The 23,786-nt window shown below is 72.8% G+C and carries 26 protein-coding genes and 1 pseudogene; 12 read left to right on the forward strand and 15 right to left on the reverse strand.

Features of this window, described 5'->3' with window-relative positions:
- The first annotated feature begins 7 nt into the window (after nucleotides 1–7).
- Nucleotides 8–433 carry an SsgA family sporulation/cell division regulator gene (locus tag ACZ404_RS09850; RefSeq protein ID WP_468437781.1) on the forward strand — a complete coding sequence of 142 codons (426 nt, stop codon included), beginning with the start codon at nucleotides 8–10 and terminating at the stop codon, nucleotides 431–433.
- Here the strand turns inward: ACZ404_RS09850 and ACZ404_RS09855 are convergent.
- The 3 genes from ACZ404_RS09855 to ACZ404_RS09865 form a co-directional block, all read right to left on the reverse strand.
- Nucleotides 420–956, reverse strand: coding sequence for a DUF6328 family protein (locus ACZ404_RS09855; RefSeq protein WP_468437783.1), 537 nt, complete (start codon nucleotides 954–956; stop codon nucleotides 420–422). The genes ACZ404_RS09850 and ACZ404_RS09855 overlap by 14 nt on opposite strands.
- Nucleotides 957–1,005: 49 nt before the next feature.
- Nucleotides 1,006–1,989, reverse strand: a complete 984-nt coding sequence (locus tag ACZ404_RS09860) for an aldo/keto reductase (protein ID WP_468437785.1) — start codon at nucleotides 1,987–1,989, stop codon at nucleotides 1,006–1,008.
- A gap of 218 nt (nucleotides 1,990–2,207) precedes the next feature.
- Nucleotides 2,208–3,404, reverse strand: a complete 1,197-nt coding sequence (locus tag ACZ404_RS09865) for an FAD-dependent monooxygenase (protein ID WP_468438150.1) — start codon at nucleotides 3,402–3,404, stop codon at nucleotides 2,208–2,210.
- Nucleotides 3,405–3,746: 342 nt separating this feature from the next.
- Between ACZ404_RS09865 and melC1 the strand changes: the two genes are divergently transcribed.
- Together melC1 and melC2 are read left to right on the forward strand one after the other, a co-directional pair.
- The gene (gene melC1 / locus ACZ404_RS09870; protein ID WP_468437787.1) at nucleotides 3,747–4,139 is read left to right on the forward strand and encodes an apotyrosinase chaperone MelC1; all 393 of its coding nucleotides are present in this window, start codon (nucleotides 3,747–3,749) and stop codon (nucleotides 4,137–4,139) included.
- Nucleotides 4,140–4,174: 35 nt separating this feature from the next.
- Complete coding sequence (gene melC2, locus ACZ404_RS09875; protein WP_468437789.1) at nucleotides 4,175–4,996, forward strand: tyrosinase MelC2; 822 nt, start codon at nucleotides 4,175–4,177, stop codon at nucleotides 4,994–4,996.
- Nucleotides 4,997–5,012: 16 nt separating this feature from the next.
- On the opposite strand, the gene ACZ404_RS09880 is transcribed toward melC2, so the two are convergent.
- Together ACZ404_RS09880 and ACZ404_RS09885 are read right to left on the reverse strand one after the other, a co-directional pair.
- A complete protein-coding gene (locus ACZ404_RS09880; RefSeq protein WP_468437791.1) occupies nucleotides 5,013–5,708 on the reverse strand; it encodes a ribonuclease H family protein in 696 nt (231 codons plus the stop codon).
- A 34-nt stretch (nucleotides 5,709–5,742) separates the two neighbouring features.
- Nucleotides 5,743–6,537, reverse strand: coding sequence for a VOC family protein (locus ACZ404_RS09885; protein WP_468437793.1), 795 nt, complete (start codon nucleotides 6,535–6,537; stop codon nucleotides 5,743–5,745).
- Between the two features lie 333 nt (nucleotides 6,538–6,870).
- Here ACZ404_RS09885 and ACZ404_RS09890 point away from each other — a divergent pair, with 333 nt between their 5' ends.
- The 4 genes and pseudogenes from ACZ404_RS09890 to ACZ404_RS09905 all read left to right on the forward strand — a co-directional run bounded on the left by ACZ404_RS09890 (nucleotide 6,871) and on the right by ACZ404_RS09905 (nucleotide 11,278).
- Nucleotides 6,871–8,313: a family 2B encapsulin nanocompartment shell protein gene (locus ACZ404_RS09890; RefSeq protein WP_468437795.1), complete on the forward strand. Its 1,443-nt coding sequence runs from the start codon at nucleotides 6,871–6,873 to the stop codon at nucleotides 8,311–8,313.
- 16 nt (nucleotides 8,314–8,329) lie between these two features.
- Entirely contained in the window at nucleotides 8,330–9,382 is a 1,053-nt protein-coding gene (locus ACZ404_RS09895; protein ID WP_468437796.1) for a family 2 encapsulin nanocompartment cargo protein terpene cyclase, read from the forward strand.
- 53 nt (nucleotides 9,383–9,435) lie between these two features.
- Complete coding sequence (locus ACZ404_RS09900) at nucleotides 9,436–10,314, forward strand: geranyl diphosphate 2-C-methyltransferase (protein WP_468437798.1); 879 nt, start codon at nucleotides 9,436–9,438, stop codon at nucleotides 10,312–10,314.
- An 87-nt stretch (nucleotides 10,315–10,401) separates the two neighbouring features.
- Nucleotides 10,402–11,278: pseudogene (locus tag ACZ404_RS09905) on the forward strand (aminoglycoside phosphotransferase family protein).
- 13 nt (nucleotides 11,279–11,291) lie between these two features.
- On the opposite strand, the gene ACZ404_RS09910 reads toward ACZ404_RS09905, so the two are convergent.
- Both ACZ404_RS09910 and ACZ404_RS09915 read right to left on the reverse strand, forming a co-directional pair.
- Nucleotides 11,292–11,774, reverse strand: coding sequence for a VOC family protein (locus tag ACZ404_RS09910; protein ID WP_468437800.1), 483 nt, complete (start codon nucleotides 11,772–11,774; stop codon nucleotides 11,292–11,294).
- Between the two features lie 118 nt (nucleotides 11,775–11,892).
- Nucleotides 11,893–12,273: a helix-turn-helix domain-containing protein gene (locus tag ACZ404_RS09915; protein ID WP_468437802.1), complete on the reverse strand. Its 381-nt coding sequence runs from the start codon at nucleotides 12,271–12,273 to the stop codon at nucleotides 11,893–11,895.
- A gap of 230 nt (nucleotides 12,274–12,503) precedes the next feature.
- Between ACZ404_RS09915 and ACZ404_RS09920 the strand changes: the two genes are divergently transcribed.
- Entirely contained in the window at nucleotides 12,504–13,391 is an 888-nt protein-coding gene (locus tag ACZ404_RS09920; RefSeq protein WP_468437803.1) for an RNA polymerase sigma factor SigF, read from the forward strand.
- 74 nt (nucleotides 13,392–13,465) lie between these two features.
- Here ACZ404_RS09920 and ACZ404_RS09925 read toward each other — a convergent pair whose 3' ends face one another.
- Nucleotides 13,466–13,918, reverse strand: a complete 453-nt coding sequence (locus ACZ404_RS09925) for an ATP-binding protein (protein ID WP_468437805.1) — start codon at nucleotides 13,916–13,918, stop codon at nucleotides 13,466–13,468.
- Nucleotides 13,919–14,193: 275 nt separating this feature from the next.
- Between ACZ404_RS09925 and ACZ404_RS09930 the strand changes: the two genes are divergently transcribed.
- Complete coding sequence (locus tag ACZ404_RS09930) at nucleotides 14,194–15,468, forward strand: streptophobe family protein (RefSeq protein WP_468437807.1); 1,275 nt, start codon at nucleotides 14,194–14,196, stop codon at nucleotides 15,466–15,468.
- A 112-nt stretch (nucleotides 15,469–15,580) separates the two neighbouring features.
- Here the strand turns inward: ACZ404_RS09930 and ACZ404_RS09935 are convergent, their stop codons facing one another.
- Nucleotides 15,581–15,991: a hypothetical protein gene (locus ACZ404_RS09935; RefSeq protein WP_468437809.1), complete on the reverse strand. Its 411-nt coding sequence runs from the start codon at nucleotides 15,989–15,991 to the stop codon at nucleotides 15,581–15,583.
- A 325-nt stretch (nucleotides 15,992–16,316) separates the two neighbouring features.
- On the opposite strand from ACZ404_RS09935, the gene ACZ404_RS09940 reads away from it, so the two are divergent.
- Nucleotides 16,317–16,697: a nuclear transport factor 2 family protein gene (locus ACZ404_RS09940; RefSeq protein WP_468437811.1), complete on the forward strand. Its 381-nt coding sequence runs from the start codon at nucleotides 16,317–16,319 to the stop codon at nucleotides 16,695–16,697.
- A gap of 276 nt (nucleotides 16,698–16,973) precedes the next feature.
- On the opposite strand, the gene mgrA is transcribed toward ACZ404_RS09940, so the two are convergent.
- On the reverse strand, nucleotides 16,974–17,966 hold the full coding sequence (gene mgrA, locus ACZ404_RS09945; RefSeq protein WP_468437813.1) for an L-glyceraldehyde 3-phosphate reductase: 993 nt from the start codon (nucleotides 17,964–17,966) through the stop codon (nucleotides 16,974–16,976).
- Nucleotides 17,967–18,077: 111 nt separating this feature from the next.
- On the opposite strand from mgrA, the gene ACZ404_RS09950 reads away from it, so the two are divergent.
- Nucleotides 18,078–18,992: a LysR family transcriptional regulator gene (locus ACZ404_RS09950; protein ID WP_468437815.1), complete on the forward strand. Its 915-nt coding sequence runs from the start codon at nucleotides 18,078–18,080 to the stop codon at nucleotides 18,990–18,992.
- Between the two features lie 61 nt (nucleotides 18,993–19,053).
- The gene (locus ACZ404_RS09955) at nucleotides 19,054–19,569 is read left to right on the forward strand and encodes a mycothiol transferase (protein ID WP_468437817.1); all 516 of its coding nucleotides are present in this window, start codon (nucleotides 19,054–19,056) and stop codon (nucleotides 19,567–19,569) included.
- Here ACZ404_RS09955 and ACZ404_RS09960 read toward each other — a convergent pair.
- The 5 genes from ACZ404_RS09960 to ACZ404_RS09980 form a co-directional block, all read right to left on the reverse strand.
- Nucleotides 19,551–20,630, reverse strand: a complete 1,080-nt coding sequence (locus ACZ404_RS09960; RefSeq protein WP_468437819.1) for an adenosine deaminase — start codon at nucleotides 20,628–20,630, stop codon at nucleotides 19,551–19,553. The genes ACZ404_RS09955 and ACZ404_RS09960 overlap by 19 nt on opposite strands.
- A gap of 27 nt (nucleotides 20,631–20,657) precedes the next feature.
- On the reverse strand, nucleotides 20,658–21,056 hold the full coding sequence (locus ACZ404_RS09965) for a VOC family protein (RefSeq protein ID WP_468437821.1): 399 nt from the start codon (nucleotides 21,054–21,056) through the stop codon (nucleotides 20,658–20,660).
- Nucleotides 21,057–21,443: 387 nt separating this feature from the next.
- Nucleotides 21,444–22,370, reverse strand: coding sequence for a M48 family metalloprotease (locus ACZ404_RS09970; protein WP_468437822.1), 927 nt, complete (start codon nucleotides 22,368–22,370; stop codon nucleotides 21,444–21,446).
- Nucleotides 22,367–22,738, reverse strand: a complete 372-nt coding sequence (locus tag ACZ404_RS09975; protein ID WP_468437824.1) for a BlaI/MecI/CopY family transcriptional regulator — start codon at nucleotides 22,736–22,738, stop codon at nucleotides 22,367–22,369. The genes ACZ404_RS09970 and ACZ404_RS09975 overlap by 4 nt, the downstream gene beginning before the upstream one ends.
- Nucleotides 22,739–22,860: 122 nt before the next feature.
- Nucleotides 22,861–23,769, reverse strand: coding sequence for an aldo/keto reductase (locus ACZ404_RS09980; RefSeq protein WP_468437826.1), 909 nt, complete (start codon nucleotides 23,767–23,769; stop codon nucleotides 22,861–22,863).
- Nucleotides 23,770–23,786: the final 17 nt, after the last annotated feature.

Raw genomic sequence — 23,786 nt, forward strand, 5'->3', positions numbered from 1 at the left:
CCCTCGCGTGAACCCCTTCGTGCACAAGACCCTGGTGGTGCAGCTCCAGGCGGACGGCACCGCCCGGTGCCCGGTGCTCGCCCATCTGAGCTACGACGCGGAAGACCCGTTCGCGGTCACCGCCGTGTTCGGGCACGACGGCCATGTGCTGGCGCGGTGGCGGCTGGACCGGGAGATGCTCGTCGAGGGGCTGACCAGGCCGGTCGGGGTGGGCGACGTACGGATGTCCCCGCACGCCACCGGGATGTGGCGGGAGCTGCGCCTGGAGTTCCTCGGGGACTTCCGGGCCGACGGCAGCCGGCACCGCGCGGTGGTGTACGCGTGGGCGCCGGCGGTGGCCGCGTTCCTGCGCGAGGCCCACGAGGTGGTGGCTCCCGGGCAGGAGGAGGTGCCGGTCGACGAGATGCTGGCGGAGATCCTCAGCGCGGGCTGACCGGGGGGCGCGGGGCCTGCGGCCCGGCCCCGCCGTCCGACCGGCTGGTGTGCTTGCGGCGCGCCCACAGCGGCAGGCCGTACCAGCACACCAGGTACCACAGGACGACGGCCGCGACGAGCCAGGGCACATAGCCGTCGTCGGTGGCCACCCGGAGGATCAGCAGCAGCGACGAGGCCATCGTGACGAGCAGCAGGAGCAGGCCGACGAACGTCATCCGGGAGGCCAGTCGCACCGCCTGCGGCTTGACCCGGCGGCCGGAGACGAGGCGGTGCAGGGAGACCGGACCGATGAGGGCGCCGGTCGCGCAGGCGCCCAGGACGACGGTCACGATGTAGATGATCTGGTCGACGTGGGCGAGAGTCGCGTACTTCTGCTGGAAGACGACGGTCAGCAGGAATCCGAAGAGGATCTGCACGCCGGTCTGGGCGACCCTGACCTCCTGGATCAGCTCGACCCACATCCGGTCGGCCCGCTCCTCCTCGGTCTCGTTGCGCCCCCTGCGCCGCTCCTGCTGCGTCATGCGGTGCGTCTAACCGCCCGGGCGTTTGTTCAAACAGCCCGCACCGTGCCTACCAGCGGTGTTCGACCTGGTCCTGGATCCGTCGCCGGTACAGCTCGCGGATGGCGGTGCGGGTCTCTTCGGTCAGCGCGGGCAGCTTGGCGGCGGCCGCGTTGGCGCGGGCCTGTTCCGGGCTGCGGGCGCCGGGGATGACGGTGGTGACGCCGGGCTGCTCGATGATCCAGCGCAGGGCCAGCTGGGCCGGGGTGCAGCCCTCGGGCGCGAGCGCGGCGAACTCGGCGGCGGCCTCGACGCCGGTGGCGTAGTCGACGCCGGAGAACGTCTCGCCCTGGTCGAAGGCCTCGCCGTGCCGGTTGTAGGTGCGGTGGTCGTTGGCCGCGAAGACGGTGTCCTTGGTGTACTTGCCGGACAGCAGGCCGGAGGCGAGGGGAACGCGCGCGATGATGCCGACGCCCGCCTCCCGGGCCGCGGGGAGCACCTCGTACAGGGGCTTCATGCGGAACGGGTTGAGGATGATCTGCACGCTGGCCACATGCGGCCGGGCGATCGCGGTGAGCGCCTCGGCGCAGGTCTCCACGCTGACGCCGTAGGCCGCGACGCGCTCCTCGTCCACCAGGGTGTCGAGGGCGTCGAACACCGCGTCGGAGGAGTAGACGGGCGTCGGCGGGCAGTGCAGCTGCACCAGGTCGATGCGGTCGACGCCGAGGTTGCGGCGGGAGCGGTCGTTCCAGGCGCGGAAGTTGTCCAGGACGTAGTTCTCCGGGATCTGCTCGACCCGGCGGCCCATCTTGGTGGCGACCAGGACGTGCAGGTCGGGGCGGGTGCGCAGGAAGGTGGCGATGGTCTCCTCGCTGCGGCCGTCGCCGTAGACGTCGGCGGTGTCGAAGAAGGTGACCCCGGACTCGGCCGCCGCCTCCAGGACCGCTTCCGCCTCCTTGGCGTCCACGTCGCCCCAGTCGGCGCCCAGCTGCCACGTGCCGAGTCCGACGACCGATGCCCACTGCCCCGACCTGCCGATTACGCGTTCGTCCATGGCGACAGTCTGTCACCCGGTCGAGCCTCCCGCGGATCGGGCGCCGAGTGCACCCGCACGTCGGTGCCCGCTTCGCGCAGCGTGGCTTCGGCGTCTCCGGCTCGGCGGGCGGCGGCGGTTGCGTCGCCGGGGACGGTCAGGGCCGCGAGTCGAACGCGACGGGTACGGCCGTGGGGGCTCCTCGGTGGGCGGGAGGGCGGCCTCGGCTGCGGGCGGGGCTACGACCGGGGTTGCAGGGCGCGGGCGAGCCGGGGCCCGATGTGGCGCTTGAGCCGGCGCAGCGGCTCCAGTCGCCCGGCCGCCTTGTCGAGGCCGTAGTAGAGCTGCGGGGGGACGTACGGCAGCAGGGGGGAGTGGCGCTGGCCGAGCAGGGCGAACATGCGGTGCGGGGGCAGGTCGATGTAGCGGGGCAGGTTCTCGTACCAGCGCGCGCTGTGGTGGGCGGCACTCTGCGCGGCGAGCAGGGCGGATCTGCGCCGGTGCTCGTAGGCGGCCAGGGCCTCCGGCAGGGCGGGGTGCGCGCCCAGGCAGGCGGCCAGGCACATGGCGTCCTCCAGGGCGAGCGTGGTGCCCGCGCCGGTGGAGTAGTGCGTGGTGTGGGCGGCGTCACCGAGCAGGACCAGGTTGCCGGGGCGCCAGGTGCGGTTGGTGACGGTGCGGAAGACGGGCCAGGAGGCGCCGGCCGCCGGTCGGAGGAGGAGGGGGTGGCCGTCGAGGACGCCGGCGAAGAGCCGCTCCAGCAGGGCGCAGGTCCCGGGCTCGTCGGCGCGGTCCAGGCCGAGACCGGCGCGGGTGTGCGGGGCGCACTCCACGACGCAGGTGCTGCGCTCGCCGCTGTAGCCGTAGCCGTAGGCCCAGATCCAGCCGTGCGCGGTCTCGACGAAGGCGAAGGTGAAGGCGTCGAAGACCTTGGTGGTGCCGAGCCAGAGGTAGGGGTTGCGGCCCTCCTGGAGACGGGTGCCGAAGTCGTCGGCGTACCGGGTGCGCAGGGCACTGTGCACGCCGTCGGCCGCCACGACCAGGTCGGCCTCCGGCAGGTCGCGAGCCGTGACGTCGCTGCCGAACTCCAGCCGCACGCCCAGGGAGCGGGCCCGCCCGGCGAGGATCTCCAGGAGGCGGTGGCGGCCGATGCCGTGCCCCTCGTCGCCCGGCTGCCGGGTCACCCGGCCGCGGACGTGCGCCACGCCCTCGGTCCAGCGCACCGAGTTGGCCTCGATGGCGCGGGCGGACTCGGGGTCGTACCGGTGCAGCCGGTCGAGCAGGCCGCGCCAGTAGGTCACGCCCCAGCCGTGGGTGGAGCCCTCCGGGTTGCGCTCGTGGACGGTGACGTCGTGGGACGGGTTCTGCCGCTTGAGCAGGACGGCGAGGTAGAGGCCCGCGGGCCCGCCTCCGACGCAGACGATCTTCACACACACCCCCGACAATCACTCAATGTAGCCATTTCGTACGCAGAGTAACAGGCCGGCCGGACGGGGGCGTGGCTTCCGGATCGCGTCACTCTGTGGCGGTGATCCGCGCCACTCCGGTGGACCGCGAGCGAGAGGAACCACCCCGATCACGGGCGCGACCGCAAGGAATTGCCCGTTCCGCACTCGGTCGGCACTCCGGGGCAGCAAGATCGTCTTGGTTCAACCTTGCACCACATGTGGGTAATTGTCCGGATCGCAGCCAACCGGAACCGGGGGATTTCTCCCGCTCCCGGAGGTCCCGATAGGCATGCCGGGTCACCCCTCGAACACCAGCACAGGAGGACCCGTATGCCCGGACTCACCCGGCGCCGCGCACTCACCGCGGCGGCCGCCCTCGCCACCACGGCCACCGCGGCCACCCTCGCCGCGCCTGCCGCCCTCGCCGCGCCCGGCGTTCTCGCCTCCGGGCACGAGCACGGCTCGCCGGAGGCCTTCGACGAGGTGTACAAGGGCCGCCGGATACAGGGGCGTCCGTCGACCATGGGCGGTCATCACCACGAACACGGCGGCGGCTACGCGGTGTTCGTCGACGGCGTGGAGCTGCACGTGATGCGCAACGCCGACGGCAGCTGGATCAGCGTCGTCAGCCACTACGACCCGGTGCCCACCCCGCGCGCCGCCGCCCGCGCAGCGGTGGACGAGCTGCAGGGCGCACCTCTGCTGCCGTTCCCCGCCAACTGACCGCCCTCCGCCAGGACTTCCGGAGCACCTCGCACATGACCGTACGCAAGAACCAGGCCACCCTGTCCGCCGACGAGAAGCGGCGTTTCGTGGACGCCGTCCTCGAACTGAAGCGCAGCGGACGCTACGACGCGTTCGTCCGCACCCACAACGCCTTCATCATGTCCGACACCGACAGCGGCGAGCGGACCGGCCACCGCTCCCCGTCCTTCCTGCCCTGGCACCGCAGATTCCTGCTCGACTTCGAGCAGGCCCTGCAGTCGGTCGACTCCTCCGTCGCACTGCCGTACTGGGACTGGAGCACCGACCGCACGGTGCGCGCCTCGCTGTGGGCACCGGACTTCCTCGGGGGCACCGGGCGCAGTTCGGACGGTCGGGTGATGGACGGCCCGTTCGCCGCGACCGGCGGCAACTGGCCGATCAGCGTGCGGGTGGACGGCCGTACCTTCCTGCGCCGCTCGCTCGGCCAGGGCGTGCGCGAGCTGCCGACCCGTGCGGACGTGGAGTCGGTGCTGTCGATACCGGCGTACGACATGGCGCCCTACAACAGCGCCTCCGACGGCTTCCGCAATCACCTGGAGGGCTGGCGCGGGGTCAACCTGCACAACCGGGTGCACGTGTGGGTCGGCGGCCAGATGGCCACCGGGGTCTCCCCCAACGACCCGGTGTTCTGGCTGCACCACGCCTACATCGACAAGCTGTGGGCCGAGTGGCAGCGCCGGCACCCGGACGCGGGGTACGTGCCGACCGGCAACACCCCGGACGTCGTCGACCTGAACGAGACGATGAAGCCGTGGAACGACGTGCGCCCGGCCGACCTGCTGGACCACACGCGGTTCTACACCTTCGACGACTGACCGGGCCGCGCGCCGATCAGGCCTCGGCGGTCCGGCACTCCGGGTGGCCCCAGCCCTGCGCGTTCTTGGCGATGGACTCGCCGGCCGCGTAGGACCGGCCGCACGGGCAGCGGCCGGGGAACTTCGCCTTGATGGTGCGGGAGGACGCCGTGCCGCCCGTGCGGCGGGGCGCCGCCTTGCGGCGCGGCGCCCTGGCCACGGGTGCATCGGGCGAGGGCGGCGGCTCCGGGGAGCCGAGGGCACTGCCGGCCGCCTCCTGCGCCGAGGCGGCCTGGCTGGCGGCGCGGTCGGCGAAGTCGTTCAGCGGGTCGCCGTCCACCTGGTGGGCGGGCACGTAGCGGAACTCCACGGAGCGGCCGTCCAGCAGCGCGTCGATGCGGACCACCAGGTCCTGGTTGGCGACGGGCTTGCCGGCGGCCGTCTTCCAGCCGTTGCGCTTCCAGCCGGGCAGCCAGGTGGTGACGGCCTTCATCGCGTACTGGGAGTCCATCCGGATCTCCAGCGGCACGTCGGGGTCGACGGCCGTCAGCAGACGCTCCAGGGCGGTGAGTTCGGCGACGTTGTTGGTGGCCCGGCCGAGGGGTCCCGACTCCCAGCGGTCCGGCGTCCGCTCGTCGTCCGAGACCACCCATGCCCATCCGGCCGGTCCGGGGTTGCCCTTCGAAGCCCCGTCGCACGCGGCCACCACACGTTCACGCATGCGCCCGATCATGCCACGACCGCGCGAGGCGCCGGGCCCGGGCCGGTCAGACCTCCTTGACCTTCGGCATGTCGCCCTCGGTGGTCGTGATGTCGATCACCGAGAAGTTCGCGCCCTGCGGGTCGGTCAGCGCCGCGAACCGGCCGAAGGGGCTGCTCATCGGGCCGAAGCGGAGGACCCCGCCGAGCTTGCCGGCCCGGGCCACCGCCGCGTCGCAGTCGTCGACGGTGAAGTACACGTTGATGTACGACGGCACCTCGGGCGGGAAGTCGTCGGTCATCCGCATCCGGCCGAGGACGGTCTCCTCGCCGATGTCGAACATGCGGAAGTCGATCGCGTGGTCCTCGATCTCCTTGGCCCGGTACGGGAACACGGCGGACAGGAAGGTGTCGGCCTTCTCGGGTTCCCGGGTGAAGACCTCGGCCCAGCAGTAGGCACCGGGCACCGCCGTCGCCTCGAAGCCCTCGTGGGTGCCCGCCTGCCACACGCCGAACACGGCCCCGCTGGGCTCGCGGGCCAGGCACATGGTGCCGAAGTCGCCGACCCGCATCGGCTCCATCAGCACCTCACCGCCGTTGTCCCGGATCCGCTGCGCGGTCGCGGCCGCGTCCGGCGAGGCGAAGTACAGGCACCACTGCGACTGCCCCTCCTGGCCGGGCATCGGCGGTACGACGGCGGCGACCGCCTTGCCGTCGGCGTACGCCTGCGTGTAGTTGCCGTACTCCGACGACGTCTCGCCGAACGTCCAGCCGAGGACGTCGCCGTAGAAGGTCTTGGCGCCCTCGACGTCGCTGAACATGGCATCGGCCCAACAGGGCGTTCCTTCAGGTTGCACGGCCATGGCCCGGGCCCTCTCGGTCAGACGGTACGTCCCGGGACATCACGCTAGTCATCCCGCGCCCGGCCCGCGCGCCGAAAGATGCCGGGCGATCCGCGCGGGGCGACAGGGAGGCGGATTCACCCGGGGTGCGGAAGCAGCGCACCGGCGCGCGATCACGGTTCCCGCGGCGGCACGCCCTCGGCAGCGGGTTTGCACCACCTCTTGATCAAATCCGCCCCCTGCGCGCCGTACCCGCAGCTCACGTGTCCTGTTTGGCTGGTCGGAGCGCACCGGCATCCCGCGCACCACCCATCGATCGGCATCACCCCCGTCCGCCTCTCCGCAGGAGGGAATGTGTCCACTCCGGACATCGCCACCGGTTCCGCAGTCGACGAACCCGAGCCCGCCGCCCCGGCCGACGGGCAGCTCACCAGCCTGGGCACCCGGGCGGCGCGCCAGCTGGCCACCACCACCAAGTCCGCACCCCAGATGCAGGCCATCACCTCCCGATGGCTGCTGAAGGCCCTGCCGTGGGTGGACGTCAGGGGCGGCACCTACCGGGTCAACCGGCGGCTGCAGCTGCGCACCGGCCGCGGGCGCGTGCACTTCGAGCACAACGGCGCCGACGACATCCGGGTCGTCCCCGAGACGCTGACCGAGCTGCCGGTCCTGCGCGGCTACCCCGACACGGACGTGCTGCGCGAGATCGCCGCCCGGTTCCAGCCCCGGGAGGTGCGCGCCGGCCAGGTGCTGTTCGAGGCCGGCCAGCCGGTCACCGAGGCCTATCTCGTGGTGCACGGAAGGTTCACCCGCTACACGTCCGGCAAGTACGGCGAGGAGGAGATCATCGGGGTCGTCACGGACGGCGACCAGATGGGCGACGAGGCGGTCGGCCAGTCGGACCCGCTGTGGCTCGCCTCGGTCCGGGCCGAGACCGCGGGTGTGGTGCTGGCGCTGCCCTGGGCCGTCGTCGCGGAGTTCATCGAGCGGGTGCCGTCGCTCGGGGCCCATCTGCGGGCGTACGTCGAGCGCCAGGGCCGGCCGATGAACCGCAAGGGCGAGGCGGAGGTCCCCGTCCAGGCCGGCCACGCGGGCGAGCCGACGCTGCCGGGCGGCTTCGTCGACTACGACCTCGCGCCGCGCGAGTACGAGTTGTCGCTCACCCAGACCGTGCTGCGGGTGCACACCCGGGTCGCCGACCTCTACAACGACCCGATGGACCAGACCGCCGAGCAACTCCGGCTCACCGTCGAGGAGATCCGCGAGCGGCAGGAGTGGGAGCTGGTCAACAACCGGGAGTTCGGACTGCTCCACAACGTCGACTACGGCCAGCGCGTCAGCACCTTCACCGGGCCGCCGACGCCGGACGACATGGACGAGCTGCTGTCGATGCGGCGCAAGACCAAGGTGTTCCTCGCCCACCCGAAGGCGATCGCGGCCTTCTTCCGGCAGTGCAACCGGCGGGGCCTGGTGCCCGGCACCGCGCAGGTCGACGGACACGAGGTGCCCGCCTGGCGGGGGGTGCCCGTCCTCCCGTGCAGCAAGATCCCGATCAGCGAGGACCACACCACCAGCATCATCGCGCTGCGCACCGGCGAGGCCGACCAGGGCGTCATCGGGCTCTACCAGACGGGCATCCCCGAGGAGTACCAGCCGGGCCTGAACGTCCGCTTCATGGGCATCGACAGCGCCGCGATCGTCAACTACCTCGTCACCGCCTACTACTCGCTGGCCATCCTGGTCCCCGACGCCGCCGGGATCCTGGAGAACGTCCAGATCGGCCGGACGGCCGACTGAGGTCCTGGAGCACGCCATGAGCACACCCACCCGCGCCTACGCGCTGCCCGGGCCGCCGAACATCGCGCAGAGCCTGCGCAGGCCACGGCGCACCGGGGCGATCCCCGGACTGCACTGCCCGCCGGCCGCCCCCGCCGACCCGGAGAAGGCCGCCGAGGTCGACCGCCGACTGGAGACCTGGGCCCGCGACCTGGATCTGTTCCCGCAGGCGTGGCAGGGGGACTTCTCCGGCTTCCAGTTCGGCCGGGCCGTCGTCCTGCAGCATCCCGGCGCCCTGGACCTGGAGCGGCTGACCGTCGCCGGCAAACTGCTGCTCGCCGAGAACGTCGTCGACTCCTGCTACTGCGAGGAGGACGAGGGCCGGGGCGGCGCCCGCCGGGGCCTCGGCGGGCGGCTGATCATGGCCCAGTCGGCGATCGACCCCTACCACGGCATCCCGGAGCTGGAGGAGGAGTGGCGCCGGGGCATGCGGGCCGACGGTCCCCTGCGCTCGTACCACTTCGCCCTCGCCGACTACGCCGGCTTCGCCACGCCCAGCCAGACCGGCCGGTTCGTGCACGACATCGCCCGGCTGCACCTGGGTTACCTCGCGGAGGCGGCCTGGGCCGAGACCCGGTATGTGCCGCGGGTGTGGGAGTACCTGGTGATGCGCCAGTTCAACAACTTCCGCCCGTGTCTGTCGATCGTCGACGCGGTGGACGGCTACGAGCTGCCCGAACCGGTGTACGCCCGCCCCGAGATCCAGCGGATCACCGCGCTGGCCTGCAACGCCACCACGATCGTCAACGACCTGTACTCCTTCACCAAGGAGCTGGCGAGCGATCCGACCCACCTCAACCTGCCGCAGGTCGTCGCCGCCCACGAGCGGTGCGGGCTGAAGGCCGCCTATCTGAGGTCCGTCGAGATCCACAACCGGATCATGGAGGCCTTCGAGGAGGAGTCGGCCGTCCTGTCCGCCACCTCGCCCCTCGTCGAGCGCTACGCCCGGGGGCTCGCCGCCTGGGTGTCCGGCAACCACGAGTGGCACGCCACCAACACCCACCGCTACCACCTGCCCGACTACTGGTGACCCGCCAGTGGCAGTGAAGTGAAACGCCGTACAGCACCATCAAGGAGACCCATTTGACCAGCGCCCCCGCCGCCCCCACCACGGCTGCCGCGGTACCGGCCCAGTCCACGTACCAGAGCCGCGTGGCGGAGTACTGGAACGCCGAGGAGAATCCGGTCAACCTCGAACTCGGCAGGATCGACGACCTGTACCACCACCACTACGGCATCGGGGAGGCCGACTTCTCGGTGCTCGACGAGCCCGACGCGGAGCTGCGCCGGGAGCGCGTCACCGCCGAGTTGCACCGGCTGGAGCACGCCCAGGCCGAGCTGCTCGCCTCCCGTCTCGGACCTCTCACCGCGACCGACCGGGTCTTCGACGCCGGCTGCGGGCGCGGCGGCGGCAGCGTCGTGGCGCATCTGCGCTACGGCTGTCACGCCGACGGGGTCACGATCTCCGCCAAGCAGGCCGACTTCGCCAACGCGCAGGCCCGTGCGCGGGGCATCGACGGCAAGGTGCGCTACCACCACCGCAACATGCTCGACACCGGCTTCGCGCCGGGTGCGTACGCGGCGTCGTGGAACAACGAGTCCACCATGTACGTCGAGCTGGACCTGCTGTTCGCCGAGCACGCCCGGCTGCTGCGCCGCGGCGGGCGGTACGTGGTGATCACGGGCTGCTACAACGACACCTACGGCCGGGCCTCCCGGGAGGTCTCGCTGATCAACGCGCACTACATCTGCGACATCCATCCGCGTTCGGAGTACTTCCGCGCGATGGCCCGCAACCGGCTGGTGCCGGTGCACGTCGAGGACCTGACGGCGGCGGCTCTGCCGTACTGGGAGCTGCGCCGGCAGGCGGACCATCTGGTCACGGGCATCGAGGACACCTTCCTGTCCGCGTACCGCAACGGCAGCTTCCAGTACCTGCTGATCGTGGCCGACCGGGTCTGAGCCCGGCGAAATCCCTTGGACAGCGAGGGCGTCGAGGCGGTGGGATGGCTCGCGATGAGCGCCTTCGACAGCCCGCAGCCCGGGCGGATGCACGCCGACGAGTTCGACCTCGACGCCCCGCTGGTCCACCGTCTGATAGCCCGCCGGTTTCCCCGGTGGGCGGCCCTGCCCGTACGCCGCCTGCCCTCCTCCGGAACCGAGAACGCCATGTTCCGGCTGGGCACCGATCTCGTCGTACGGCTCCCCCGGCGGCCCTCGGCCGTGTCGGACGTGCGGCACGAGCAGCGATGGCTGCCGCGGCTCGCGCCGCTGCTGCCGGTGCCGGTGCCCGAGCCGCTGGGAATGGGCGAGCCGGACGAGGGCCATCCCTGGCCCTGGTCCGTCTACCGCTGGCTGGAGGGCCGCAATCCGGTCGCGGGGGCGGTCGAGCAGCCGGAGCGGCTCGCCGAGGACCTCGGGGCGTTCGTGCGCGCGCTGCGCGCGACCGCTCCGGGGGGACGCCCCGCGCGGTTACCGGGGCGGTCCGCTCGCCGAGCGGGACGCACTCACCCGCGCGGCCGTGGCCGAGCTGGGCACGCGGGTGGACGCGAACGCCGTCTCGGCCCTGTGGGAGCAGGCCCTGAGTGCCCCGGCGCACACCGGGGCGCCGGTGTGGGCCCACGGGGATCTCTCTCCCGGGAACGTACTGGTCGACGACGGCCGGCTGAGCGCCGTGCTCGACTTCGGCACCGCAGGGGTCGGCGACCCCGCCGTGGACCTGATCGTCGCCTGGAACCTGCTGCCGGCCTCCGCCCGGGCCACCTTCCGCAAGGCCGTGGGGGCCGACGACGCCGAGTGGGCGCGCGGGCGGGGCTGGGCGCTGTCGGTGTCGCTGGTCCAGCTTCCGTACTACTGGGACACCAACCCGGCGCTGGCGGAGAACTCCCGGCATGTGATCGCCGAGATCCTCGCCGAGGCCGGGTAGGTCCCGCCGGTTCCTACTCCCCCGCGTACGCCTTCTCCAGTTCGGCGACGTCCAGCTTGCCCATGGCCATCATGGCGCGCATGGTGCGGGCCGCCTTCTCGGCGTCCGCGTCCTGGATCAGGTCGATGAGCCGGTCGTAGACGACCTGCCAGGAGACGCCGAAGCGGTCCTTGAGCCAGCCGCAGGGACCGCCCTCGCCGCCGTTCTCGGTGAGCCTGCTCCAGTAGTGGTCGATCTCCTGCTGGTCGGAGCACAGGATCTGGAAGGAGACGGCCTCGTTGAAGGTGAACTGGGGGCCGCCGTTCAGCGCGACGAACTTCTGGCCGTTGGCGGTGAACTCCACGGTCAGCACCGAGCCGGCCGGACCGGGGCCGGCTTCGGTGTAGCGGCCCACACGGCCGATGCTGGAGTTCTTGAAGACCGACACGTAGAACTCGGCGGCCTCCTCGGCCTGCCCGTCGAACCAGAGACACGTGGTGAATCCGTCGGTGGTCATGCGTACCTCCTGGGGCGTGGAACACGGTCATCTGTGTCGACCGGTCGCCGGGCCGGAACTCATCGGCCGCCCCGCGGTGTCTTTCGGACGCATGCCCCGGCGGCGTCTCCGGCCGGGCTCAGGCGGCGAGCGAGAGTCCCTGGTAGGAGGTGCGGCGCGCGGTACGCCGTGCCGTGGAGGTCTGCCGGGTCAGCTCGCCCTGCGCCAGCGACAGCAGATCGCCGAGACCGAGACCGAGCGCGTGGGCGGCGGCCGCGAGGACCTCGGAGGAGGCCTCCTTGCGGCCGCGTTCGATCTCGGACAGGTACGGCAGGGAGATCCGGGCCGTATCGGCCACCTCCCGGAGGGTGCGCTCCTGCGCCAGCCGCTCCCGGCGCAGCACCCCACCGACCAGATCGCGCCACAAGGGCTCCTTCGGCGCGGGGTCCGGGGCCGCCGGGCGAGCCGGTGCGGGGCGCAGCGGGATGACACGGACGTCGTCGCTCACCTGGTTCGTCACCCCCTCACCCTAGATCCCGGCACCGTCTGCGCACCCGGACGGCGGTTATTTCCGGCCAGGGCTGGGCGGGGGCCGCATGCGTGCCGTCACCGGGGGTACCCGCTGGGTGAACGGCACCACGGGCAGGCATGGGATTCCGGTTTCCGGGTATCCGGGGAACACGCACCGTGGGCAGGGATGGACCAGGCCCCAGAGGCAGACGTCGAACCGTGACTTTCGTGGGAGAGGCAATGAAGACCGCCGGGATCCGGTCGGGAGCAGAGGTCGTGGAGAAGACCGAGCGGGACAGGACGGGCGAGGGATCACTGCCTGGCATCGAGGACCCGGCGGCCGTCGCGCCGCGCGACGCGCGGGAGCTGTCCCGGCAGTTCTTCCGCCGGATGGCCGAACTGGAGGAGGGCACGCACGAGTACCAGTACGCGCGCAACACCCTCATCGAGATGAACATGTCGCTGGTGCGGTTCGCGGCCGGGCGGTTCCGGGGCCGCGGCGACGACATGGAGGACATCGTCCAGACCGGGATGATCGGCCTGATCAAGGCCATCGACCGGTTCGAGCTGTCGCGCGAGGTCGAGTTCACCTCCTTCGCGCTGCCCTACATCGTGGGCGAGATCAAGCGGTTCTTCCGGGACACCACCTGGGCGGTGCACGTGCCGCGCCGGCTGCAGGAGCTGCGCGTGGAGCTGGCCAAGGCCCGGGAGGAACTGTCCAGCCGGCTGGACCGGGACCCGACGGTGGCCGAGCTCGCCACGCTCATGAACATCAGTGCGGACGAGGTGGTCGAGGCCCAGCTCGCCTCCAACGGCTACAACTCGGCGTCCCTGGACGCCGCGCTCACCGGCGACGGCCCCGAGGACGGCGAGGCCGTGCTCGCGGACTTCATCGGCGTGGAGGAGGAGGGGCTGCGGCTCGTCGAGGACTTCCACGCCCTCGCCCCGCTCATGGCCGAGCTGAGCGACCGCGACCGGCAGATCATCCACATGAGGTTCGTCGAGGAGGCCACCCAGGCGGAGATCGGGGAACGGCTCGGCTGCTCCCAGATGCACGTCTCGCGGCTGATCAAGCGGATCATCACCCGGCTGCGCCAGGGGATGCTGGGCGAACTGGGTTGCGCGTGAGGTGAGCCCGGGCGCTGGGCGCCCGGGCCCGGCCAGGGGGCAACGGGGAGCGCGCGGGCGACGCCCCCACCGGTTCACCGCTTGAGTTCCACGCGCGCGCACACGCGCTTGCCCACCGGTACGCGCTCCACGGTCACCTGGGCGGCCACGGCGTGCACGATCTCCAGGCCGTGCCGGCCGACGCGTTCGGGGTTCTTCGGGAACCGGCGGGGCAGGGCGGAGCTGCTGTCGTATACGGCCACCACGACGGCGGTGTCCGTGCCCTCCAGCTCCAGGATGCAGGGGCCGCTGCTGTGCTGTTCGGCGTTGGTGACCAGCTCGCTCACGACGAGGAGCAGATCGCCGTCGGTCCGGCGGTCGATGTCCGCGCACCACTCGGTCCTCAGCTGCTGCAGGAACTGGGCCGTGAAGGCCCGTGCCTCAGCGATGCATCCGGGTTCGCCGGTGTAGTGCGCCGCGCGTCGCAGCGGCTCCACGGGTACATCGAAACCAGTCGGTATCACTGCCCCGCCCAGGTGCTCGGTCATACGTGTCTCTCTCGGAATGCCCGGTCCGGCCGGTCACTGTCGCATCTGTCCTCGTACCCCGAGCCGGGCGCCGCAGTCCCCCGCGAAACGTGGGCCCGCTCACTGCCCCGCTTCCCCCCGCGCGAGGCGCGGCTCACCTCGGGGACGGTCCCGCTCGTGCGCATGTGATGCGCAGCGGATCCCCTTGTGTGCCCCGGTCCCGGACGGCCCGCAAGCCGACACCGGACGGCCCACCCGGCGCGCGCGGCGGGCGGGCGCTGCCTAGCGTGACAGGCGTGAGCCCTCCGACCGTCTCCGCACGGCCCGTGGCCCGTCACGGCTGGGCGCAGGCCCTGGCGGCCGTGCTGACCGGACTGACCGTCATGGTCGTCCTCGCGGCCGTGGGCCTGTGGGCGGCCGGGGCGGCGGACCTGCCGGACGGCGCGTTCGCCCGGGTCGTGGTGGCGACCGTGGTGGCGGCGGTCGGCGGCAGCCTCGAACTCACCGGCGACGCCGGCGCGCTGGCCCGGACCCGGGCCGGCCTCAGCGTGATCCCGCTGTCGGTGACACTGGCCGGGGCCCTGGTGATCGGGGCGGGTTTCCTGCGGCCGCTGCGGCACCGGGCGGTCGCCTCGGCCGGGGAGCTGGCCGGCTGGGCCGCCCGGCTGGCGGTGCTCTGGCTGCTGGCGCTGATCGGGCTGTCCGTCGCGGCCCGCCAGACCTTCGCCGTGGACGTGGGCGACGGCACCCTCAGCGATCTGGCCGGTCTGTTCGGGGTCGAGCCCACGCTCGGGTTCACCACGGACGTGCCGCTGACCGTGCTGTTCGGGCTGCTGTGGCTGGCCGGGGTGCTGGTGCTGGCGCTGCTGGTGGCCCCCGGCGCGCCGCTGCCGGGGCGGCTGCTGCGGCTGCGGGAGCCGGTACGGCCCGCGGCGCACGCCATGGTCGTCCTGCTGCTCGGCTATGTCGTCGTGGGCCTGGTGCTGGCGCTGGTGGTGGCGGCGACGCGCGGTCACCCGGCCGAGACGTTCGCGCTGATCCTGCTGGGGCTGCCCAACCTGGTGTGGCTCGCCCTCACCCTCGGCCAGGGGGCCACCTGGCACGGCAGGGTGGACGGGCCGTTCGGGCTGCCCGTGCCGCAGGTGCTGGACAAGGTGCTGCGCACACCCGACGTCTCCACGCTCAACCTGCACACGCTCACCGACTACGACGGCACGATGTGGTGGCTGCTGGTCGTGGACGCGGTGCTCCTCCCGGCCGTGGCCTTCGGGATGGCGGTACGGTCGCCGGCCGGTGTCCGGGCCTGGCAGCACGCGGTGCGGATGGCGGTGGCCCTGGCTCTCACGGTGTTCATGATCTGTCTGCTGTGCCGGATCTCGGCGCACTACGGGCTGTCCCTGCTCGGCATCGGCGATCTGGGCGGCGGGCTGTCCGGGATGCTCTTCCTGCGGCCCCGGTTGTGGCAGGCGGTGGGCCTCGGCGCCCTGTGGGGCCTGGCCGCGGGCTTCGTGGGCGCGCTGCTGGCCCGGCCGGTGCGGCGGCGGGGCCTGGTCGACGCGTCCGTGACCTAGCGGAGCGTCCAGTGGCCGCCGTCGCAGGGCAGCACCGCGTGGTGCCCGATTCGACCATATGTGCGCCGCGTGACAGGGCTGTTCGTGGGCTGCGGGCGGGGCGTGGCACGTGTCAGGCGACGGGTACGACGAGTGCCGGGAGGGTGCGCTGCATGCGCAGGGCGTCGACGGACTCCGCCAGCAGTTCGTACTCGGTGGTGTCGTCGCTGGCGGCGATCCGCACCAGGCGGCCTCCGGCCAACTCGTCCGCGACCTGTTCCTGCCGGGCCACGTCGGCGCACCAGGCGCGCAGCAGGGCGGGGACGTCGGCCACCGTGTCCGCGACGGGGACGAGCGCGCCCGCCGGGAAGGCGGGGTCCTCGGGGCGGGGGTCCAGCCGCTCGGCGATCCAGGACGCCCGGTCCCGTAACCACCACAGGGCCAGTGCCAGGGTGGGCGCGCGGTAGGTGCCGAGCGGTACGCCGACGCGCTGTCCGCCGCAGGTGCCGTACGCCGTGACATGGCACAGGAATTCGTCGTGCACGATCACTCCCCCGTCGCCTCGCTGAGGTGCAGGCCGGTCCCAGGGGGTCGCCTCGCTTTCCGTGCGATTCTGTGCGGTTGGAGTGCCCCTGCCGTTCGAGTATCGCCACTCCCGACACACTGTCACCATGACTTTCCGGCCAGTCTGTTGGCATATTCACCGCCCGAAGTGGCCGGGAATGCGCGGGTGTACGGCGTCCCGGTCATGACCCCGGAGGTAATCGACCGGCCCCTGGACGGGCGGGCATGGTGGTCACACCGGATCGGCGAAGTCCCGGATCCGGCTTCCGACCAGCAGTGACGACCTCTTTGGAGGCTGATTCGCCATGACCGTGAACACCGACCGTTACGAGAGTGCCGTCGTCCGTTACCTCGAGGCCTGGAACGCCACCGAGTCCGAGGCCCGCGCCAAGGCGGTCGCCGCCGCCTGGGCCGCGGACGGCGGCTACATCGACCCGCTGGCCGACGTCCGCGGGCACGACGGCATCGCGGCCGTGATCGCCGCCGCCCAGGAGCAGTTCCCGGGGTTCGCCTTCCGTCTCCTCGGCACGGTGGAGGGGCACCACGACGTCGCGCGCTTCGGCTGGGAGCTGGTGAACGAGGCCGACGGCTCCGCCCCGGTGGCCGGGTCCGACGTGATCACACTGGACGCCGAGGGCCGCATCCGGCAGGTGCTGGGCTTCCTGGACCGGCTGCCGGCGGCGTGACCGATGGACACCTCGGTCCGGGCCGGCGCCCGCAGCCCTCCGCCCCGCCCCCACCTGTCCGGTCACCCGGCGCTCCGGGCGCCGGCCCATGGTGGCGGCGGGCGCCGGCGGGGGCGGGGCGGTGGACCGTGCGGGCGAGCGCCGGCTGGTCCGCACGACCGTACGAGGCGGAGCGCGCCCGCTCGAGCGCGCGAGACGCGGCATCCGCCGCGTGCTCCCCCGCGTGCGGTCACGGGCAGGGGCCTGTCGCCCCGCCGCGGCCACCGCCGCGCGGGCCTAGCCCTTGACGATCGTGTCGATACGGGCCAGTTCCTCCGCGTCGAAGTCCAGGTTGCGGACGGCGCCGACGCTGTCCTCGATCTGGCGCGGGCTGCTCGCGCCGACCAGGGCGGAGGTGACCCGGCCGCCGCGCAGTACCCAGGCCAGGGCCATCTGGGCCAGCGTCTGGCCGCGGGCCGCGGCGATGTCGTTCAGGGCGCGCAGGCGGCCGACCAGGTCCTCGGTGACCGCGTCGGAGTTGAGGAACGGGCTGTCGCTCGCCGCCCGGGAGCCCTCCGGGATGCCGTCGAGGTAGCGGTCGCTCAGCAGGCCCTGCTCCAGCGGGGAGAAGACGATGGAGCCGACCTGGAGCTCGTCCAGGGCGTCCAGCAGGCCCCCGTCCTCGGGGCGCCGGTCCAGCATCGAGTAGCGCGGCTGGTGGATGAGCAGCGGCGTGCCGAGGTCGGCGAGGATGCGGGCCGCCTCGCGGGTCTGCTCCGCCGAGTAGTTGGAGACGCCGACGTACAGCGCCTTGCCCTGCTGCACCGCCGAGTGCAGGGCGCCCATCGTCTCCTCCAGCGGAGTGTCCGGGTCGGGGCGGTGCGAGTAGAAGATGTCGACGTGGTCCAGGCCCATCCGCTTCAGGCTCTGGTCCAGGGAGGACAGCAGGTACTTGCGCGAGCCCCATTCGCCGTACGGGCCGGGCCACATCAGGTAGCCCGCCTTGGTGGAGATGACCAGCTCGTCGCGGTACGGCGCGAAGTCCGCCTTCAGGAACTCCCCCAGCGCGGACTCGGCGGCACCGGGCGGCGGGCCGTAGTTGTTGGCGAGGTCGAAGTGGGTGACGCCGAGGTCGAAGGCGCGGCGCAGGATGGCGCGCTGGGTCTCGACCGGCCGGTCCGGGCCGAAGTTGTGCCACAGGCCGAGCGACAGCGCGGGTAGCTTCAGGCCGCTGCGTCCGGTGCGCCGGTAGGGCAGATCGGCGTAACGGTCGGGGTGTGCGGTGTACAACGAGACTCCAGAGGGGTGGGCACACGGTCTGGCCTGTCCACTCTTCCGCGGAGCACGCACAGCGGTCCAACAGGAGAATCCGATGGGATTGTGCGGCTAGGCTGCACAATCATGGAACTGCGCCATCTCCAGCACTTCGTCGCGGTCGCCGAGGACCAGCATTTCACCCGGGCCGCGGAACGCCTGATGGTGTCCCAGTCCGGCCTGTCGGCGTCCATCCGGGCGCTGGAGCGGGAACTGCGGGCGCCGCTGTTCGTGCGGACCACCCGGCGGGTGACCCTGACCGAGGCGGGGCGCGCCCTGCTCGGCGAGGCCGAGCGGATCCTGGCCCAGGTGCGCACGGCGCACGAGGCGGTGGCCGCGGTGCAGGGCGTGCTGCGCGGCACGCTGGCGCTGGGCACCGAGCAGTGCATCGCCGGGGTGCATGTCGCGGGGCTGCTGGCGGCCTTCCGGCGGCGCCATCCGGACGTGGAGATCCGGCTGCGGCAGGCGGGCTCGGGCGCGCTGGCCGAGGAGGTCGCGGCCGGTCGGCTGGACCTGGCCTTCGCCTACCGCACCCGGGCGGACGGCGACCAGCTCCGCTCGGTGTCGCTGACCAGCGAGCCGATGACCGTGCTGTGCCATCCCAGCCACCGGCTCGCCGCCGCCGGGGCGGTGCTCACGCCGCAGGACCTGGCCGGTGAGGTGTTCGTGGACTTCCACCCGGACTGGGGGCCGCGCCGCACCACCGACGCCGCCTTCCTCGCGGCCGGGGTGCGGCGCACCGTCGCGCTGGAGGTCAACGACGTGCACAGCCTGCTGGACCTGGTCGACGAGAACCTGGGCGTCGCCGTGGTGCCACGCCACTTCCGGCACAAGCGGCCGGCGCTCACGGCACTGCCGCTGAAGGGCGCGGCCGAGGCGGAGTACGAGACGGTGGCCCTGCTGCCGCCGGAGCGGGCCACCAGCCCGGCGGCCCGCGCGCTGGTCACGCTGCTGGAGACAGGAGACCCGGGGCACGCCGGGGACGGGTCCCGGGGCCGCTGATTTTTCGGCCACCCGCCACCGGATCCCCGCCGGAGGGGGCGGGATGCGCGATGGTGGACGCATGCATGCGAAGGACATCCTCATCGACGGCTACGGCCGCATCCAGGAAGAAGTCCATGCCGCCCTCGACGGCCTCGGACCGGACGAGCTGCACCACCGCCCGGCGCCCGACGCCAACTCCGTCGCCTGGCTCGTCTGGCACCTGACCCGGGTGCAGGACGACCACGTCGCCGACGCCTTCGACCTCGATCAGGTGTGGCTCTCCCAGGGCTGGGAGAAACGCTTCGGCCTGGACCTGCCCCGGCACGACACCGGGTACGGGCACAGTGCCGCGAAGGTCGCGAAGGTACGGGTGGAGTCGGCGGGTCTGCTGGCGGAGTACTACGACGCCGTCCACGAGCAGACCCTGGGTGCGCTGCGCTCGCTCGCCGCCAAGGATCTGGAACGGATCGTGGACGAGCGCTGGGATCCGCCGGTCACGCTGGGCGTGCGCCTGGTGAGCGTCCTGTCCGACGACCTTCAGCACGTCGGACAGGCCGCCTACCTCAGGGGGCTGATTCAGAGCGCGGCCGCGTAGCCGGGCAGGACCACGTCCTCGATGAGGGCGTTGCGCTCGTCGAACGGGATGAACGCGCTCTTGAGGGCGTTCACGGTGACCGTGCGCAGATCCTGCGGCGTCCAGCCGGCCTCCTCGACCAGCAGGGACATCTCCCGGGTCATCGTCGTCCCCGACACCAGGCGGTTGTCGGTGTTGAGGGTGACCCGGAAACCGAGGTCCTTCAGGGCCGTGATGGGGTGCTCGGCGATGGAGGTGGCGCAGCCGGTCTGCAGGTTGGAGGTGGGGCACATCTCCAGGGCGATGCGGCGGTCGCGCACCCAGGAGGCGAGCCGGCCGAGCTTGCCGGCCGCGAGGTCGGGGATGTCCTCGGTCAGGCGCACGCCGTGGCCGATGCGCTGGGCTCCGCACACCTGCAGGGCCTGGTGGATGCTGGGCAGGCCGTGCGCCTCGCCGGCGTGGATGGTGAACGGCACGTTCTCGCGGCGCAGGTGCTCGAAGGCGGCCAGGTGGTCGGCGGGCGGGAAGCCGTCCTCGGCGCCGGCGATGTCGAAGCCGACGACGCCCGCGTCGCGGTAGGCGACGGCCAGGTCGGCGGCCTCGCGGACCCGGTCGAACATCCGCATGCCGCACAGCAGGGTGCCGACGCGGACCGGGGTGCCGGCGGCGGCCGCCTTGGCCATGCCGGCGGCGAGGCCCTCCTGGACGGTCTCCACGACCTCGCGCAGCGACAGCCCGCCCCGGGTGTTCAGCTCGGGGGCGTAGCGCACCTCGGCGTAGACGACGCCGTCGGCGGCGAGGTCGAGAACGTACTCCTCGGCGACGCGCAGCAGGCCCTCGCGGTTCTGCATGACGGCGAGGGTGTGCTCGAAGGTGGCTATGTAGCGCACGAGGTCGCCGGAGTTGGCGGCCTCGACGTACCAGGCGGCCAGCTCGTCGGGGTCGGTGGTGGGCAGGGTGTGGCCGACCGCGGCCGCGAGTTCGACGACGGTGGAGGGGCGCAGGCCGCCGTCGAGGTGGTCGTGCAGCACGGCCTTGGGCAGCCGGCGGAGGGTCTCGGTGTCGATGCGGGGCGCGGTCATGGGTCTGTCTGTGTCCTCGGTGGTGGTTCAGTCGGTGGCGGCGGGCTGGAGCAGGTCCCAGCGGTTGCCGTACAGGTCCTGGAAGACGGCGACCGTGCCGTAGGGCTCGTGGCGGGGGGTCTCCAGGAAGGTCACGCCGGCGGCGGTCATGCGGGCGTGGTCGCGGGCGAAGTCGTCGGTGTGCAGGAAGAACCCGACCCGCCCGCCGGTCTGGTCCCCGACCCGGGCGCGCTGCTCCTCGCCCTTGGCGCGGGCGAGCAGCAGACCGGTGCCGTCGCCCCCGCGTCCGGGCTCGACGACGACCCAACGCGAGCCGTCGGGCCGCGCCGCGTCCTCGACCAGCCGAAACCCGAGCGCCTCGGTGTAGAAGCGGATCGCCTCGTCGTAGTCGTCAACGACGAGCGTGACCAGGGCAACGCGTCTCATCGGGGCCTTCCGGTGCCGTCCGGTGGGGGTGGTAGCGGCAGAGGTTATACGTAAAACCCTCCACGGCGCCAGTCGCCTTCGCAGAGGCCGCCGGGGGCGGTGGCCGGCTTGGGGCGGGGCGGGGCCGTGGAGGGGCGGGAACCCGGGCGGGGTGGAGGCAGTGGCTCGCTCAGGCAGACCCGATCCCGCACAACGCGGGGTGCGGGAAGTGGCTGGGCCCGAGGCATCCGCCCCGGAGTCCCGGCACCGGGAGGCGGGCAGCGGCGAGGCGGGGGCCGGTGATCCGGCCCGGGCGCGGAGCGCACCACCGGACGAGGGTCTCCACCCTGTGACGGAGGTCCACCGGTCGACATGAGGCCCGGACACCCGAGCGGCGCGCAGCTCTTGTCAGCGCTCGCCCTGGGCGATCTCCACCCTGTGGTGGAAGTCGGCCATGCCGGTCAGGGCGGAGGCGCAGGAGAGGGCGGTGCAGGTGGCGAGGAGGGCGGCGGCCAGGCGGCGGTGGGTGCGGTGCGGGGGTCGGGGGGTGGTCAGCAGGGCCTGGACGCGGTGGGGGACGGGGCCGGTCGTCGCGGCGGGGGCGAAGCCGGGGCGGTCGGAGCGGACGGCCTGGCCGGCGAGGGCCGCGCGGGCGATGGCGCGGGCGGTCAGGCGCCGGTCGCCGACCAGGGCCGCGGCGGCTTCGTCGGCGGCGCGCTCGGCGGCCAGCCGGATGGTCTCGCGGACCGGGCGCAGGGCGGGGTGGCAGTGCGCCGCGAGTTCGGCGGCGGCGAGGAAGTAGTGGTGGCCGCCCTCGTTGTGCGCGCGCTCGTGCGCGAACAGCGCCTCCCGCTCGGGTCCGTCCAGGCTGCGCAGCATGGCGGTGGTGACGACGATGCGGTGCGGGCGCCCGGGCAGGGCGTACGCGTCCGGCCGCGGCGAGTCGACCACGCACAGGTCGCCCGCGGCGGGCCGGCGCCCCGCCGCCGTGCGGGCGGCCCGGAACGCGCGGGTCTGGTGCAGTACCGAGCGGGCGAGGGTCCAGCCGCACACCGCGAGGGCGCCGACGGAGGTGGCGGCGGCCGGGACGACGACGAGATCGGAGGCGGTGCGCAGCGGGTGCACCAGTTCCCCGAGCGCGGCGAACAGCGGCAGCTTGAGCAGCCCGGTCAGCACGAACGCGCCGAGCGCGGCCAGCGAACACCCCGCGAGGACCACCGCGCTGGCGGTCAGCGCCCGCAGCGCGGCCACCGGGGCGAGCCGGTCCAGGGCACGCCGGGCCAGTGCCGGGAGGGCGAACGGCAGCAGCAGGGGCAGCAGGAGGAGCGCGGTCATCGGTCGTCGGATTCGAGCAGGTCCCGCAGGATGCGTTCGTCGTCGGGGCTGAGCTGGGCCACGAACCGGGCGAGGACCGTCTCCCGGTCGCTGTCGCGGTCCAGCTCGCTGTGCATCCGGCGGGCGGTGAGCCCCTGCGCGTCCTGCACCGGGACGTAGGCGTAGCCCCGGCCCTGGCGCTGCCGGGCCACCGTGCCCTTGTCGTGCAGCCGGGTGAGGATCGTGGTCACCGTCGTACGGGCCAGGCCCCCGCCGAGACTGCGCTGCACCTGGCCGGGGGTCTGGGGCGCTCCCGCGGCCCACAGGGCGGCCATCACGCTCGCTTCCAGCTCACCGGCCGGCCGGCGTTCGTCCCTGGCGTCGGTCATGGGTACGGTCCTCACCCCGTCTCGTCCCCGCGGCCCGTGCGGCACGGCGTCTACGCAATCGTAGTCAACCGGGTCGAGCCGAGCGCGGTCCGCCCGTGCGCCCCGGTGAGGGGACGGTGCCCTCAGGCCGCCCGCTCCCGAACGGCGTCGAGCCGGTCCAGCTCCTCGGCGGTGAGGCGCAGCGCGCCCGCGGCGACGTTCTCCACGAGGTGCGCGGGGTCGCCGGTGCCGGGGATGGCGAGGACGTGCGGCCCCTGCTGCAGGGTCCAGGCGATGCGGACCTGCGCGGGGCTGACGCCGTGCGCACGGGCCACGGCCGCGACCTCCTCCTCCTGGCGCGCCTCGGCCGCTCCACGCTCACCGCCCTCGCCGGCGACGGCGTAGAAGGGGACGAAGGCGATGCCCCGCTCCCCGCACATGCGCAGCAGTTCCCGGCCGTGGGGGTAGGGCTTGTCGAGCCCGTAGCGGTTCTGCACGGACACCACCGGCGCGATCTCCAGGGCCTCGGTGAGGTGCCGGGGTTCGACCGCGGAGATGCCGAGGTGGCGGACGAGGCCTGCCTCGCGCAGCTCGGCGAGGGCACCGAAGTGCTCGGCTATGGACTCCTGGCCCATCCGGCGCAGATAGACCAGGTCGAGGTGGTCGCGGCCGAGCTGGCGCAGGTTCTCCTCGACGTGGCCGCGCAGCCGGTCGGGCCGGGCCGCGGTCCCCCACTCCCCCGACCAGTCGCGGAAGGGACCGACCTTGGCGGCGATCACCAGGTCGTCGGCGTAGGGGGCGAGGGCGGTGTTGATCAGTTCGTTGGCGGAGCGCAGGGAGGAGAAGTAGAAGGCCGCGGTGTCGATGTGGTTCACGCCGAGCTCCACGGCCCGGCGCAGCACGGCGAGCGAGCGCTCCCGGTCGCTGGGGGTGCCCAGATGGAAGGCGGCGCTGCCCGTCAGCCGCATCGCGCCGAGGCCGATGCGGTGGACGGACAGATCGCCGAGCTCGACGGTTCCGGAGGCGTCCGCGGTGATCGTTTCAGTGGGCATCGGCGGAGTATCGCACG

Source organism: Streptomyces sp. NPDC030798 (genome assembly GCF_055572275.1).